Source organism: Cupriavidus oxalaticus (genome assembly GCF_016894385.1).
Taxonomy (GTDB): Bacteria; Pseudomonadota; Gammaproteobacteria; order Burkholderiales; family Burkholderiaceae; genus Cupriavidus; species Cupriavidus oxalaticus.
Genome location: NZ_CP069812.1, coordinates 772,870 through 787,593 on the forward strand (window position 1 = coordinate 772,870; position 14,724 = coordinate 787,593).

At 68.2% G+C, this 14,724-nt stretch carries 11 protein-coding genes and 1 tRNA gene; 9 read left to right on the top strand and 3 right to left on the bottom strand.

What is annotated here, in order from left to right:
• The first annotated feature begins 63 nt into the window (after positions 1–63).
• From JTE92_RS15890 to JTE92_RS15910, 5 genes are all read left to right on the top strand, one after another.
• The gene (locus JTE92_RS15890; RefSeq protein ID WP_063237053.1) at positions 64–1,434 is read left to right on the top strand and encodes a replication-associated recombination protein A; all 1,371 of its coding nucleotides are present in this window, start codon (positions 64–66) and stop codon (positions 1,432–1,434) included.
• A 256-nt stretch (positions 1,435–1,690) separates the two neighbouring features.
• Complete coding sequence (gene serS / locus JTE92_RS15895; protein ID WP_063237186.1) at positions 1,691–2,995, top strand: serine--tRNA ligase; 1,305 nt, start codon at positions 1,691–1,693, stop codon at positions 2,993–2,995.
• Positions 2,996–3,076: 81 nt separating this feature from the next.
• Positions 3,077–3,166 (top strand) — tRNA-Ser (locus JTE92_RS15900).
• A gap of 178 nt (positions 3,167–3,344) precedes the next feature.
• Positions 3,345–4,241 carry a DUF1653 domain-containing protein gene (locus JTE92_RS15905; RefSeq protein ID WP_063237054.1) on the top strand — a complete coding sequence of 299 codons (897 nt, stop codon included), beginning with the start codon at positions 3,345–3,347 and terminating at the stop codon, positions 4,239–4,241.
• Positions 4,234–5,370, top strand: coding sequence for a phosphatase PAP2 family protein (locus JTE92_RS15910; RefSeq protein WP_063237055.1), 1,137 nt, complete (start codon positions 4,234–4,236; stop codon positions 5,368–5,370). The genes JTE92_RS15905 and JTE92_RS15910 overlap by 8 nt, the downstream gene beginning before the upstream one ends.
• Here the strand turns inward: JTE92_RS15910 and paeA are convergent.
• Entirely contained in the window at positions 5,258–6,571 is a 1,314-nt protein-coding gene (gene paeA, locus JTE92_RS15915; RefSeq protein WP_063237056.1) for a polyamine export protein PaeA, read from the bottom strand. The two genes, JTE92_RS15910 and paeA, sit on opposite strands and share 113 nt — an antisense overlap.
• A 102-nt stretch (positions 6,572–6,673) precedes the next feature.
• Positions 6,674–7,660 carry a LysR family transcriptional regulator gene (locus JTE92_RS15920; protein WP_063237057.1) on the bottom strand — a complete coding sequence of 329 codons (987 nt, stop codon included), beginning with the start codon at positions 7,658–7,660 and terminating at the stop codon, positions 6,674–6,676.
• Between the two features lie 142 nt (positions 7,661–7,802).
• Here JTE92_RS15920 and JTE92_RS15925 point away from each other — a divergent pair, with 142 nt between their 5' ends.
• The 4 genes from JTE92_RS15925 to JTE92_RS15940 all read left to right on the top strand — a co-directional run bounded on the left by JTE92_RS15925 (position 7,803) and on the right by JTE92_RS15940 (position 11,921).
• On the top strand, positions 7,803–9,089 hold the full coding sequence (locus JTE92_RS15925; RefSeq protein ID WP_063237058.1) for a D-amino acid dehydrogenase: 1,287 nt from the start codon (positions 7,803–7,805) through the stop codon (positions 9,087–9,089).
• 99 nt (positions 9,090–9,188) lie between these two features.
• Entirely contained in the window at positions 9,189–10,109 is a 921-nt protein-coding gene (locus JTE92_RS15930) for a glutamate/aspartate ABC transporter substrate-binding protein (protein ID WP_063237187.1), read from the top strand.
• Between the two features lie 206 nt (positions 10,110–10,315).
• Entirely contained in the window at positions 10,316–11,137 is an 822-nt protein-coding gene (locus JTE92_RS15935) for a transporter substrate-binding domain-containing protein (RefSeq protein WP_063237059.1), read from the top strand.
• Positions 11,138–11,261: 124 nt separating this feature from the next.
• Positions 11,262–11,921, top strand: coding sequence for an amino acid ABC transporter permease (locus JTE92_RS15940; RefSeq protein WP_063237060.1), 660 nt, complete (start codon positions 11,262–11,264; stop codon positions 11,919–11,921).
• A 225-nt stretch (positions 11,922–12,146) separates the two neighbouring features.
• Here the strand turns inward: JTE92_RS15940 and cphA are convergent, their stop codons facing one another.
• A complete protein-coding gene (gene cphA, locus JTE92_RS15945; protein ID WP_063237061.1) occupies positions 12,147–14,717 on the bottom strand; it encodes a cyanophycin synthetase in 2,571 nt (856 codons plus the stop codon).
• Between the last annotated feature and the right edge of the window lie 7 nt (positions 14,718–14,724).

Sequence of the window (14,724 nt, forward strand, 5' to 3'; positions counted from 1 at the left end):
GGCACAAGCGCGCAGCGCCGATGGTCTACACTGTGGCGTTCTGCAATCGCAAGGTTTGATGACGTGGCGGACTCGCTGTTCTCCGATACCCCTGACCGTTCCCGGCAACCGCTGGCCGAGCGCCTGCGCCCGCGCACCATCGACGAGGTGATCGGGCAGCAGCACCTGCTGGGCCCGGGCAAGCCGCTGCGCGTGGCGTTCGAGTCGGGCGAGCCGCATTCGATGATCCTGTGGGGCCCGCCCGGCGTGGGCAAGACCACGCTGGCGCGGCTGATGGCCGATGCCTTCGACGCCGAGTTCATCGCGCTGTCGGCGGTGCTGTCGGGCGTCAAGGACATCCGCGAGGCGGTGGAGCGCGCCGAGCAGTTCCGCGCGCACGGGCGGCGCACGCTGGTGTTCGTCGACGAGGTGCACCGCTTCAACAAGAGCCAGCAGGATGCCTTCCTGCCGCACGTCGAGAGCGGGCTGTTCACCTTCATCGGCGCGACCACCGAGAACCCCTCCTTCGAGGTCAACGGCGCATTGCTGTCGCGCGCGGCGGTCTATGTGCTCAAGAGCCTGGACGATGCCGAGCTGACGCAGCTGGCCCTGCGCGCCAGCGAAGAGCTCGGCGGCATCGCGTGGCAGGACGAGGCGCTGCAGCTGATCGTGGCCTCGGCCGACGGCGACGGGCGCAAGCTGCTGAACAACATCGAGATCGTGGCGCGCGCCGCGCGCACCGCCGGCGCCGCGCAGATCGACAACGCGCTGCTGGGCAGCGCGCTGTCGGAAAACCTGCGCCGCTTCGACAAGGGCGGCGATGCCTTCTACGACCAGATCAGCGCGCTGCACAAGTCCGTGCGGGGCTCGGACCCCGATGCCGCGCTGTACTGGTTCTGCCGCATGATCGACGGCGGCGCCGATCCGCGCTACCTGGCGCGGCGCATCGTGCGCATGGCGTGGGAAGACATCGGACTGGCCGATCCCCGCGCCGCGCGCATCACGCTGGACGCGGCCGAGACCTACGAGCGCCTGGGTTCGCCTGAAGGCGAGCTGGCGCTGGGGCAGGCGCTGATCTACCTGGCCGTCGCACCCAAGTCCAATGCCGGCTACAACGCCTACAACGCGGCGCGCGCCTTCGTCGGCAAGGACAAGTCGCGCGCGGTGCCGGTGCACCTGCGCAATGCGCCGACCAGGCTGATGAAGGAGCTTGGCTACGGCCATGCCTATCGCTACGCGCACGACGAGCCCGAAGCCTACGCCGCCGGCGAGCATTACTTCCCGGACGACCTGAAGGCGCAGGGCTGGTACCAGCCGGTGCCGCGCGGGCTGGAAGGCAAGATCGCCGAGAAGCTGCGCCACCTGCGCGAACTGGATGATGCCTGGCATCGCGAGCAGCGCGCGGCCAAGGCGCGCGAAAGCAAGGACGGCGGAAAGGGCGGCAAGGCGGAGTAATGCCGTTCAATTAACCACCGTCGTTCCCGCGCAGGCGGGAACCCAGTGACTTTATCCACAGGGGACGTGATCCCCAAGGGGGACGTGAAGACGCTGGATTCCCGCCTGCGCGGGAATGACGGTAGTGTTTGATACGACATTGCGGCAAGGCGGACGCCCTCATGCGCCGCCAGTTCGCTCGTCCCGGCCCATGCGGGTGCAGTAAAATGGCGGGTCCGCCGGCATGTCGCTGGCCCTGCACTTCATCTCAAGCAACATGCTCGACATCCAGCTGTTCCGCAAAGACATCGACGCCGTGGCGCAACGCCTTGCCACGCGCGGCTTCCAACTCGACGTGGCGGCGTTCCAGGCACTCGAGGCCGAACGCAAGCAACTGCAGACCCAGACGGAGGAACTGCAGGCGCGCCGCAACAGCCTGTCCAAGCAGATCGGCATGCTCAAGGGCAAGGGCGAGGACGCCTCGGCCGTGATGGCCGAAGTCGGCGGCATCGGCGACACGCTCAAGGCCTCGGCCGCGCGGCTCGACGAGATCCAGGCGCACCTGTCAGAGCTGATGCTGTCGATCCCCAACCTGCCGCACGAAAGCGTGCCGGTGGGCAACGACGAGACCCAGAACGTCGAAGTGCGCCGCGTGGGCGAGCCGCGCCAGTTCGACTTTGCCGTGCGCGACCACGTCGATGTGGGCGAGAAGCTGGGCCTGGACTTCGATACCGCGGTCAAGGTGACCGGCTCGCGCTTCTCGATGCTGCGCGGCGGCGTGGCGCGCATGAACCGCGCGCTGGTGCAGCTGATGCTCGACACCCATACGCAGGAACACGGCTATACCGAAATGTACGTGCCGTACATTGTCAACGCCACGTCGATGCGCGGCACCGGCCAGCTGCCCAAGTTCGAGGAAGACCTGTTCAGGGTGCCGCGCAAGGTGGGCAGCGAGGAAGGGGAGCGCATCGAGAACTTCTACCTGATCCCGACCGCCGAGGTGCCGCTGACCAATATCGTGCGCGACGCCATCGTCGCCGGCGAGAAGCTGCCGCTGCGCTTCGTCGCGCATACGCCGTGCTTCCGCTCGGAAGCCGGTTCGTACGGCAAGGACACGCGCGGCATGATCCGCCAGCACCAGTTCGACAAGGTCGAGATGGTGCAGATCGTGCCGGCCGCGCAGTCGTTCGACGCGCTGGAAGAGCTGACCGGCCACGCCGAGGCGATCCTGAAGAAGCTGGACCTGCCGTTCCGCACCATCGTGCTGTGCACGGGTGACATGGGCTTTGGCAGCACCAAGACCTATGACCTCGAAGTGTGGATCCCGGCGCAGAACACCTACCGCGAGATCAGCTCGTGCTCGAACATGGGCGACTTCCAGGCGCGCCGCATGCAGGCGCGCATGCGCGCGGGGCAGGGCAAGCCGGAACTGCTGCACACGCTGAATGGCTCGGGCCTGGCCGTGGGCCGCACGCTGGTGGCCATCCTCGAGAACTACCAGAACGCCGACGGCTCGGTCACGGTGCCGGCCGCGCTGCAGCCTTACATGGGCGGCGTCACTCGCCTGGAACCGGAGCTGTAAAAAAATCTGTTGCCGGCCTCTTGCACTGGCCGGTGCGGTGTGGCTATAATCTCGGTTTCGCCACACGGCAAAGCAGTTACCGGAGAGGTGGCAGAGTGGTCGAATGTACCTGACTCGAAATCAGGCGTACCGGCGACGGTACCGTGGGTTCGAATCCCACCCTCTCCGCCAGACAAGAAGCTGCCCGGTCTCGACCGCCGGACAGGCAACAACAGTGTAGTAAAACTCGGACCGACTCCCGCGCAAGTGGGCGTCGGTTTTGTTTTTCCGGCGGCCGGTTTCATTGATGCCGGCGCCTGGCGGTGCACTATCATGGCGATCCAGCGGACTGCCATGAATGAGGCCACCGATGACACTGCCACCCGAGCCACCCGCCACGCCTGCCGAATTCCACGGCGATCCCGCGGAACTTCCCGGCGACCCCAATCTGATTGCCGGCATGCCGTACCGCCACCACAAGGGCGGTGCCTATGCGGTCGTCGGCATCGGACGCCTGGAGGCCGACCTCGCGCCGGCGGTCGTCTATCGCGCGATGCGCGATCCCGCCTTGCTCTGGGTGCGCCGCGCCGATGTGTTCACCGAACCCGTGGCGACGCCGCGGGGCGAGGTGCCGCGCTTCGCTCCGGACTGGCCCGCGGCGCTGGCCTGTCTCGACTTCCTGCCGCGCAAGACGGTGCTGGATGTGCTGGCGCTGTATGACACGCCATACCGGCACTACCACGGGCGCCGCCATGTCCTCGAGATGTTCGAAGTCGCCCATGCGCGCGGCGTCGCGCTGGATCCGGCGCAGGCGCTGGCGGTGCTGTGCCACGACGCGGTCTACGTGCCGGGCTGCGAGCACAACGAGCCGGCTTCGGCGGCCCTGGTCGAGACCGTTGCACCGGAGGTGGACCGCACGGTGCTCGGCCGGGCCGCGCAGATCGTGCGCGACACGCGCACGCATACGCCGACCATCGACGGCGCGGACACCGTGCTCGATCTCGACCTGTTCCGGCTGGCCGCTCCCCCTGATGTATTCGATGCCCACAGCGCCGACGTCTTCGCCGAGAACCGCGCCATGCTGGCTGCGCGCACCGGCTTGCATGGCGATGCGCTGCTGGCGGAGTTCGGGCGCCGGCGCGCGGCCTTCCTGGGCGAGCTGGCGCAGCGCCCGCGCCTGTTCCTGACGCCGCCCTTTGCCGACTGCGAGGCCCCCGCGCGCGCCAATATCGTGCGCATCGGCGGCAGCGGGGTGTCGCGTGCCTGAACTGCCGGCGCGCGTGGGCGCGATCGCCGATGCGTGGGTGACGCCGGGCACGGTGCTGGGCTTGCTCGGTTTGTTCACGCTGGCCACGGTATTGCTGCTATGCCTGGTGCCGCTGCTGGTGGCGCTGTTGCGCCCGCTGGTGCGCTGGCTTGACGGCATGCGCGTGTGGGGTGCCGGTGCCTTGTCGGCGCGCGTGGCCGCGCGGCACCGGCCGCGCCGGTTGAGCACGCTGACGCTGCGCGTGCTGGAACGCGATATCGCCGAGCTGCTGCTGGTGCTCGTGGCCGGCGCCGCGCTGCTGGCGTGCGGGGCGGCGCTGTTCTGGCTGGCGGCCGAAGTGGTCGAGGGCGAGGAAGTGGTCCATCTCGACCAGCTGGTGTTCGCGCAGCTGCGCGCATGGCGCCGCGACTGGCTCGATGTCGCCATGGTCGCGGTGACCGAGCTGGGCGGTGCGCGCATCTCGGTGTCGGTCGGCGTGGCGGTGTTCGCGTGGCTGTGGTGGCGGCGCGCGTGGGTCACGGCGCTGTACTGGGCCGCGGCGCTGCTGGGCGCGCGCGCCTGCGTGATGGCGCTCAAGCTCGGCATGGCGCGGGTGCGGCCGGCCAGCATCTACAGCGGGCTGGAGTCGTATTCCTTTCCCAGCGGCCACGCCACCGCCAGCATGGTGACGTACGGCTTCCTGGCGTTCCTGCTGTGCCTGCGCCAGCCATGGCGCGTGCGCATTCCGGTGCTGGCGCTGACCGCGGTGGCGGTAGCGGCGATCGGGGTGTCGCGGCTGTACCTTGGCATGCACTGGCTGTCCGACGTGGCCGCGGGCTATGCGCTGGGGCTGGCGTGGATCGCGCTGCTCGGCACCGCCTACCATACGCTGCACGTGCCGGCGCCACGGGATGCGGTGGCGCCGTGGCGGCTCGGCGCGGTGGCCGCGGCTGCGGTGGTGGCGGCGTTCGGCTACGTGGCATGGTTCCGCATGCCGGATACGCTGGAGCGCTATCGGGAGGCAGGAGCGGCGGCAGCTACGGTTGGTGCGCAGCAGGCTCTTCTGGCGACGGCAGGCGCGATACCAGCAGCTGGTCGATCTTGTGATGGTCGATGTCCAGCACTTCAAAGCGATAGCCCGCCACGGTGATCGACTCTGATTTCTTCGGAATGCGCTTGAGCGCGTAGATCACCAGCCCGCCGGCGGTGTCGACATAATCCTCGCCGGGCAGGGCATCGAGCTCCAGCGCTTTCTTCAGGTCCACCAGCGGCGTCAGGCCGTCGACCAGCCACGAGCTGTCGTCGCGGCGCACGATCTGCTCGTCTTCGCTGGAATAGAGGATGTCGCCCATCAGCGCGCCGACGATATCGTCGAGCGTGACGATGCCCACCACCAGCCCGTACTCGTTCATCACCACGGCAAAGTTCTGGTGCATCTCGCGGAAGCGCGTGAGCGCCTCGGACAGCGTCAGCGTGTCGGGGACCACCAGCACGTTCTTGTCGTGGTGGCGGCCGATATTGCCGATCACCGCGGCGCTCTCGTCGGCCAGCAGCAGCTGCAGGATGTCCTTGGAATCGATATAGCCCTGCACGTCGTCCAGGTCGTGCCCGCACACCGGGTATTGCGCATGCGGCTGGTTGACCAGCTTGCGCCGCACGCTGTCGGCGGGCTCGTCCAGGCTCAGCCAGACCACGTCGTCGCGCGGCGTCATGATCGCGGTGATGCCCTTGAAGCCGAGCTCGAACACGTTCTCGATCAGGTGCAGTTCATGCTTGTGCAGCACGCCCGCCTCGGCTCCGGCATCGACCATGGCGGTGATGTCCTCGGTGGTGATCTGGTCGACCGGCTTGGTCGGCAGGCGCAACAGCCGCAGCGTGGCATCGGCGGCGGCGTTGAAGACCCACACCAGCGGCTTGAGCACGCGCAGCAGCGTCAGCATCGGGTCGATCACGGCCAGCGCGCACGCCTCCGGGAATGTCATCGCGATGCGCTTGGGGATCAGGTCGGCAAACTGGATGAACAGCAGCGTCACGATCAGGAACGAGCCGATGTTGGCCACGCGCTGCGCGTGGACCACCGGCATATACGGCGACAGCGTTTCCAGCAGCAGGTCGGACACGTGCTTCTCGCCGAGGATACCGGCCAGGATGGCCACGCTGTTGACGCCGATCTGCACGATGGTGAAGAAATTCCCTGGCTCTTCCTTGAGCAGCAGTACGCGCGTGGCGCGGCCATCGCCGCGCTCGGACAAGACCTGCAGCTTGGTGCGGCGTGCGGCGGTCAGCGCGATCTCGGAGACGGAGAAGAAGGCGCTGACCAGGACAAGGGCGGTCAGGGTCAGGACGAACATAGGCAATCTGGCGCTTGCGGCCAGCGAGTGCAGGCGACCTGATGATGGTGCACCGCCTGTGACGCTGTCAAATAAGCTGTCAAATCGCCGCCGGCGCGGCCGTCATTCCGGCATCGCCGTGCGTGCCCTGGCGCCGCCCGGCAGCGCGCCGTCCAGGCTCACCACCGGCGCTTCCAGCCGCTGTGGCAGCGTGGCCGCCAGTTCCTGGGCGGCCTGCGCGAACTGCACGCGCAGGTCGTCGGCCAGGCTGGAGCCGGCGCGGTGGCTGGCGCGCAGCATCTGGATCTCGAACGGCAGTTCCGGCGCCACGTCATGCAGCGCCACATGGCCGGGATTGGCGCTGAGCGCGGTGTACTGGTCCAGCAGCGTCAGGCCGAGTCCGGCATCGACCAGCGCCAGCGCCAGCGAATACGTCTGCACCTCCAGCGTCGAGCGCGGCTCCAGCGCGTGCCGCGCCAGCGTCTGGCGCACCAGCAGGCCGAGCGAGCTGTTGTCGTCATAGCCGATGAAGGGGCGCTCCATCAGCCGCTGCATCGGCACCTGGCGGCGGCGCCCCGCGGCGGGCAGCGGCTGGCTGCGCGGCACCGCCAGCAACATGCGGCCGCTGGCGACCGGTTCGCTCGAAATGGCCTCGTGGCGCGGCGGCGAGAAGGCGAAACCCAGGTCGATCTGGTTGGCCAGCAGCGCGCCGACGATCTCGTCGGTATGGTGGGTCAGCACCTGCACCTGGGTGTCGGGGTGGCGCGCGCAGAAGCGCCGCACCGCCGGCACCAGCAGCGGGTTGGCCAGGCTCGGCGTGGCCGCCACGCGCAGGCGTCCGGCGCCCTTGTGGCGCAGGCTTTCCGAGACGCGCCGCACCCGCTCGATCTCGCCGTATAGCCTTTCGACATCGCCATACAAGGCGTTGGCCTCAGGCGTCGGCTGCAGCCGCCCGCGCACGCGCTCGAACAGGCGGAAGCCGAGCGAGGCCTCGGCATGCTGCAGCACGCGCGTGACCACGGGCTGGGACACGTGCAGCAGGCGCGCGGCTTCGCTGACGGTGCCGGTGAGCATTACGGCGCGAAAGACTTCGATCTGGCGCAGGCGCATGGGTTTAAGCGGGAGTGCGGGAAATTGCGGGGTACAGGCCATCCATAGCCTGAAGACATATTCTGGCACGTATTCGCATTGGGCAAGCCGGCCCCGCTGTTCTACCCTCTGGCATCGGTCTGTTGATGCAACAAGGAAGTCAATGCGGGTAGTGATCGTGGGCGCCGGGGTGGTCGGCATGACGACGGCGTGGCGCCTGGCCCAGGACGGGCATCAGGTGACGGTGCTGGAACGGCACCAGGGTCCGGGCGAGGAAACCAGCTTTGCCAATGGCGGGCAGCTGAGCTACAGCTACGTGGCGCCGCTGGCGGGGCCGGGCGTGATGGGCAAGGTGCCGGGCTGGTTGCTGCGGCGCGATTCGCCGATGCGCTTCCGCCCGGTGGCCGATCCCGCGCAATGGCGCTGGCTGGCGGCCTTCATGAGCGCCTGCAATGCCGGCACCAGCGAGGCCACCACGCGCAAGCTGCTGCGCCTGGGCTTCTATTCGCGCGACCAGCTGCAGGCGTTCGTGGCGCAGCACGAGCACGAGGACAGCGGCTTCGGTTTCGATTTTGCACGGCGCGGCAAGCTGGTGGTGCACCGCGACGAAGCGGCGTTCGCCTCGGCCTGCCGGCTGCTGGATTACCAGGCCAGCCTGGGCTGCGAACAGCAGGCGCTGGACCGCGATGCCTGCGTCGCGCTGGAGCCTGCGCTGGCCGGCATCCGCGACGAGATCGCCGGCGCCATCTACACGCCGAGCGAGGAGGTGGGCGACTGCCATCGCTTCTGCGTGTCGCTGGCACGGTTGCTGCAACCCGGCAGCCGCCGCACTGGCGTGTCGCTGCGCTTCGGCACCGTGGTGCAGGGACTGGTGCAGCAGGGCGGGCGCGTGACCGGCGTGCGCACCGATGCCGGCGAGGTGCCGGCCGACGTGGTCGTGGTCGCGGGCGGCATCGGCAGTGTGCCGTTGCTGCGCCCGCTGGGCGTGCGGCCGATGCTGTGGCCGCTCAAGGGCTATAGCATTACCGTGCCGCTGGCCAGCGGCGCGCGCGCACCGCATGTCAGCGTGACGGATTTCGCCAACAAGATCGTCTACGCGCGGATCGGCAATACACTGCGGGTGGCGGGCATGGCCGACCTGGTGCGCGGCGGCACCCGCATCGACCCGGAGCGGGTCGGCACGCTGGTGGCGCAGACGCGCGCCTTGTTTGACGGCATCGTGCCGGACCTGCCGCTGGCGCAGCTGCAGCCGTGGGCGGGCCTGCGGCCGGCCACGCCGGACGGGCTGCCGCTGATCGGGCCATCGCGCGTGTCGGGCTTGTGGCTGAACCTCGGCCACGGCGCGCTGGGCTTCACGCTGGCAATGGGCAGCGCCGGCCTGCTGGCAGACCGGCTGGCGGGGCGTCGCCCGGCCCTCGACGCCGCGGATTTCGATGCCGCGCGCGCGTAGCGCAGCGGCATGCAGCAATGGTTCCCGCAGTACCCGTGAGTTCGCATTACCTCGAGAAAACGAGCCTCAATGACCAAGCCCCACTACAAGGAGCGCGACATGAAACCACTGCACACCCGTTCTGCCATCCGTCCTGCCACCCGCCGCACGCTCGCGGCCGCTGCACTGCTGCTGGCCGCCGGCATGGCCCAGGCCGCCGATGGCGACACGCTGAAGAAGATCAAGGACAGCGGCGTGATCTCGCTGGGCTACCGCGAATCGTCGATCCCGTTCTCGTACACCGATGGCAAGGAGGTGATGGGCTACTCGCACGAGATCCTGCTGCAGATCGTCGACAAGGTGAAGAGCGAGCTGAAGATGCCGAACCTGCAGGTGCGGCTGACGCCGATCACCTCGCAGAACCGCATCCCGCTGGTGCAGAACGGCACCATCGACATCGAATGCGGCAGCACCACCAATAACCTGGAGCGCCAGAAGCAGGTGGCGTTCTCCAACAGCCTGTTCGTCTACGGCATCAAGATGCTGACGAAGAGGGACTCGGGCGTGAAGGAGTTCGCCGACCTGAAGGACCGCAACGTGGTCACCACCGCCGGCACCACCGGCGAGCGCCTGCTGGTCAAGATGAACGGCGAGAAGACGATGAACATGAACCTGATCAGCACCAAGGACCATGGCCAGTCCTTCCTGATCCTGGAGAGCGGCCGCGCCGCGGCCTTCGTCATGGACGAGCCGCTGCTGTATGGCGAGCGCACCAAGGCCAAGAGCGCCGGCGACTGGGTGGTGGTCGGCGCGCCGCTGCAGACCGAGAACTATGCCTGCATGTTCCGCAAGGACGATGCTTCGTTCAAGAAGCTGGCCGACGGCGTGATCGCCGACCTGCAGACCAGCGGCCGCGCGGAGAAGCTCTACAACAAGTGGTTCATGGCGCCGATCCCGCCGCGCAACATCAACATGAACTACCCGCTGTCGGCTGACATGAAGGCACTGTTCGCGGCGCCCAACGACAAGGCCTATCAGTAAGCGGGCAGGGCGGTGCCGCCGTGGCGTATGCATCGCCCCGGCGGTTATATAGCCATAATGAATCGTTATTTCGCCATCGATAGCGTTTGCGGTAGTGTAGAGCCCGATATAGGCTCATAGCAGCACAACCGGCCGGCAGCCCTCCACGAGAGAACAGCCGGCGTTGCCTGCCCACTTACTGCTTATCCGCATCCACTGGAGAACATATGCGATCGATTCGTACTGGCTGGTTCAAGTCGCTGCTGGCGGCCTCGCTGATGGCCGGGGCCGGGCTGGCGGCCACCGCGGCCCATGCCGCCGACCTGCTCGATACCGTCAAGCAAGCCGGCGTGCTCAAGATCGGCCTGGAGGGCACGTACCCGCCGTTCGGCTTCCGCGGCGCCAGGAACGAGCTGGAAGGGTTTGACGTCGACGTCGCGCGCGCGGTGGCGGGCAAGCTGGGGGTCAAGCCCGAGTTCGTCACCACCGAATGGAGCGGCATCATTGCCGGCCTGCAGGCGGGCAAGTTCGACGTGATCGTCAACCAGGTCAACGTCACGCCGCAGCGCCAGCAGGTGCTGGACTTTTCCACGCCCTACGTCTACTCGGATGCGCAACTGATCCAGCGCAAGGACGACAAGCGCCAGTTCAAGTCGCTGGAAGACCTGAAGGGCCACAAGCTCGGCGTCAGCCTGGGCAGCAATTACAACGAACTGGCGAAGTCGGTGGTGGGTATCGACGTCAAGACCTATCCCGGCGCGCCCGAGTACCTGCGCGACCTGGCGGCGCAGCGCGTCGATGCCGCGCTGAACGACCGGCTGATGGTTGCCTACCTGGTCAAGACCGCCAACCTGCCGCTGCGGCCGGGCGCGGTGGTGCCGGGTGCCACCACGCAGGTGGCGATCCCGTTCCGCAAGGACAACCCCAAGTTCGCGCAGGCGGTCAACCATGCGCTGGATGACCTGCGCAAGGACGGCACGCTCGGCAAGCTGTCGGTGAAGTGGTTCGGCGCTGACGTGACCAAGCCCGCCGGCAAGCCAATCAAGTAAGCCAGTCAAGTAAGCCAGTCAAGCAAGCCGGGCGGTATCATGTCGCGGCGCGGCGGCCTGCAGGGCTGCCGCGCCGCTTTGTTTTGTGCCCCTTGTTGTCGATTTTTTTCTCGCCGCCACGCTCATGCCCGCTCTCCAGCTCGTCATCGATTCCCTGCCCGTGCTGCTGCAGGGCACGCTGCTGACCATCAAGTTCGCGCTGTGGTCGATGCTGTTCGGGCTGGTGCTTGGCAGCGTGGTCGCGCTGATGGGCATCAGCCACAGCCGCGCGCTCAAGGCGGTGGCGCGCACCTATGTCAGCATCATGCGCGGCACGCCGCTGCTGGTGCAGATCTTTGTCGTGTACTACGGGCTGCCGGGCGTCGGCATTGCGCTGGAGCCCACGCCGGCCGGCGTGCTGACGCTGAGCCTGAATGTGGGGGCGTACCTGTCGGAAAGCATGCGCGGCGCGATCCTGGGCGTGGCGCGCGGCCAATGGCTGGCGGCGTACAGCCTGGGACTGACGCCGGCGCAGGCGCTGCGCTACGTGGTGGGCCCGCAGGCGCTGCGGCTGGCGGTGCCGAGCCTGTCGAACAGCCTGATCAGCCTGATCAAGGATACGTCGCTGGTGTCGGTGATCACCGTGACCGAACTGCTGCGCACCGCGCAGGAGGTCATCGCGGCGACATACCAGCCGTTGCCGCTGTACCTGGCGGTGGCGGCGATCTACTGGGTGCTGAGCACGGGGTTGTCCGGGCTGCAGCATATGCTGGAGCGCAGGCTGTCGCTGCCAGGCAGGCACTGACCCCCACGGGCAAGAAAGAGGAGGGCGGTTTCGGGTGCTCCCAGGCCGCCCGAGCTTGCCTAAGCAAGGTGTTCTCCTCTCATGGGGAGAGGGCTGGGGTGAGGGGTGGTCCAACTAGGTACCACATCAAGCGGGGCCTACGGTTTTAACCCACGGGCATCAGCTTTTGACCCGCCGGCCCTCACCCCCGGCCCCTCTCCCGCGAGCGGGAGAGGGGAGCAAACCTTACCCCTGCGCGATCCGCCCGGCGATATGCCCCAGCGCCTCTTCCACCTGGTCCACCAGCACCAGGCACAGGTCGCCCGGCTTCAAATGCGACAACGCGGTGTCGATGGCCAGGAATTCGCCGCGGATTTCCTCGACCTGGCTGGTGCGCTGCGCGCCTTGCAGGCCTTCGCGCAGCAGCGCCAGCACTTCGCCGTCGGCACGCCCGCGCTGGCACTGGTCCTGGTACAGCACCACTTCGTCGAACACGCCGCCCAGGATCTGCGTCTGACGACGGATGTCCTCGTCGCGGCGGTCGCCGGCACCGCTGATCACGACCACGCGGCGGCCGGCCGGCATGGTCTCGACCGCGTTGCACAAGGCCTGGATCGCGTCCGGGTTGTGGCCGTAGTCGGCGATCAGCATGGCGCCCTGGTAGTCGAACACGTTGAAGCGGCCGGGCGCCGTCGCGGCGTCATTGACGAAGGCAGCCAGGCCGCGGCGGATGATGGCCCAGTCGATGCCCAGCGCCCACGCGGCAGCGATCGACGACATCGCGTTCTCGACCTGGAAGCCGATGGTGCCGTTGCGCGTCAGCGGGATCTCCGCCAGCGCGATGCGCACCTCGGTATCGCCCTCCGACGCCACGATCTCGGCGCCGTCGACAAAGACCACGCGCTTGCCTTGCGCACGATGCGTGGCCATTGCCGGCTGGTTCGGATCATGCGCGAAGAAGGTCACGCTGCCGGGGCAGGCGTCGGCCATGCGCACCACCATCGGGTCGGCGGCGTTGAGCACGGCCGTGCCGTGCGGCGCGACGTTCTGCACGATCACGCTCTTGAGCACCGCCAGGTCTTCCACCGAATTGATGTACGACAGGCCCAGGTGGTCGCCTTCGCCGACGTTGGTCACCACGGCCACGTCGCAACGGTCGAAGGCCAGGCCCTCGCGCAGCAGGCCGCCGCGCGCGGTTTCAAAAACGGCCGCGTCGACATCGGGGTGCAGCAGCACGTTGCGCGCGCTGCGCGGGCCGCTGCAGTCGCCGGTGTCGATGCGCTCGCCCTGGATGTAGACGCCGTCGGTGCCGGTCATGCCCATGCGCAGGCCGCTCGCGGCCATGATATGGGTGATCAGGCGCACGGTCGTGGTCTTGCCGTTGGTACCGGAGACGGCCACCACCGGGATGCGGCCATCGTCGCCATCGGAGAACATGGTCGAGATGATTGCCTCGCCCACCGCGCGGCCCTTGCCGTACGACGGCTGCAGGTGCATGCGCAGGCCCGGCGCGGCGTTGACTTCGACGATGCCGCCGGCCTGTTCCTCGAATGGCTTGAGCATGGTCTCGCACACCGCGTCGACGCCGGCGATGTCCAGGCCCACCATCTGCGCCGCGGCCACGGCGCGCGCGGCGATGTCCGGGTGGACGTCGTCGGTCACGTCGGTGGCGCTGCCGCCGGTGGACAGGTTGGCGTTGTTGCGCAGCACCACGCGCGTGCCCTTGGCCGGCACCGAATCGGCGGTCAGGCCCTGCTTGGCCAGCACCGCCAGCGCGATATCGTCGAAACGGATCTTGGTCAGCGAGGTGGCATGGCCCTCGCCGCGGCGCGGATCGCGGTTCACTTCCTCGACCAGCGCGCGCACGGTGTGCACGCCGTCGCCGGTCACCTGCGGCGGGTCGCGGCGCGCGGCCGCCACCAGCTGCTTGCCGACCACCAGCAGGCGGAAGTCATGGCCCGGGATGTAGCGCTCGACGATCACGTCGGAGCTGATGTCCGAGGCGACCTCGTAGGCCGTCATCACTTCCTCGCGGGTGCGGATGCGCACCGCCACCCCCTTGCCTTGGTTGCCGTCGCGCGGCTTGACCACCACCGGGGCGTCGATCTCCTGCGCGGCGGCCCAGGCTTGCTCGGCGCTGCGCACCGAGCGGCCCAGCGGCACCGGCACGCCGGCAGCGTGCAGCAGGCTCTTGGTCAGTTCCTTGTCCTGCGCGATCGATTCGGCCACGGCGCTGGTGCGGTCGGTCTCGGCGGCCTGGATGCGGCGCTGCTTGCTGCCCCAGCCGAACTGCACCATCGAGCCCTGCGTCAGGCGCCGGTAGGGGATGCCGCGCGCCACGCCGGCGTACACGATCGAGCCGGTGCTGGGCCCCAGGCGCACGTCCTCGTCCAGCTCGCGCAGGCGGTGCAGCGCATCGGCCAGGTCGAACGGCGTGTCGTCGCGCGCGGCCAGGCACAGGGTCTGGGCCAGCTCGAATGCCAGCCGGCCGACCTCTTCCTCGCTGTACTGCACGATCACCTGGTAGGTGCCGGGCTCCACCGTCTGCGCGGTGCGGCTGAAAGTGACCGGGCAGCCGGCCGCGGCCTGCAGGCGCAGCGCCGTCATTTCCAGCACGTGGGCCAGCGACATCTCGCCGGCTTCCTCGTCCGGGTGCAACGGGCCGACCTCGGGAAAACGGGCGCGCAGCCGGTCTTCAAAGCCGGGCAGGTCCGACAGCATGTCGGCGGTGTCCTGGCATGCCACGATGGCTTCAATGGCGGTGTGGCGGCACCACAGGTTCGGGCCCCGCAGGGCCCGGATACGGGAGACTTCCATGGAACGG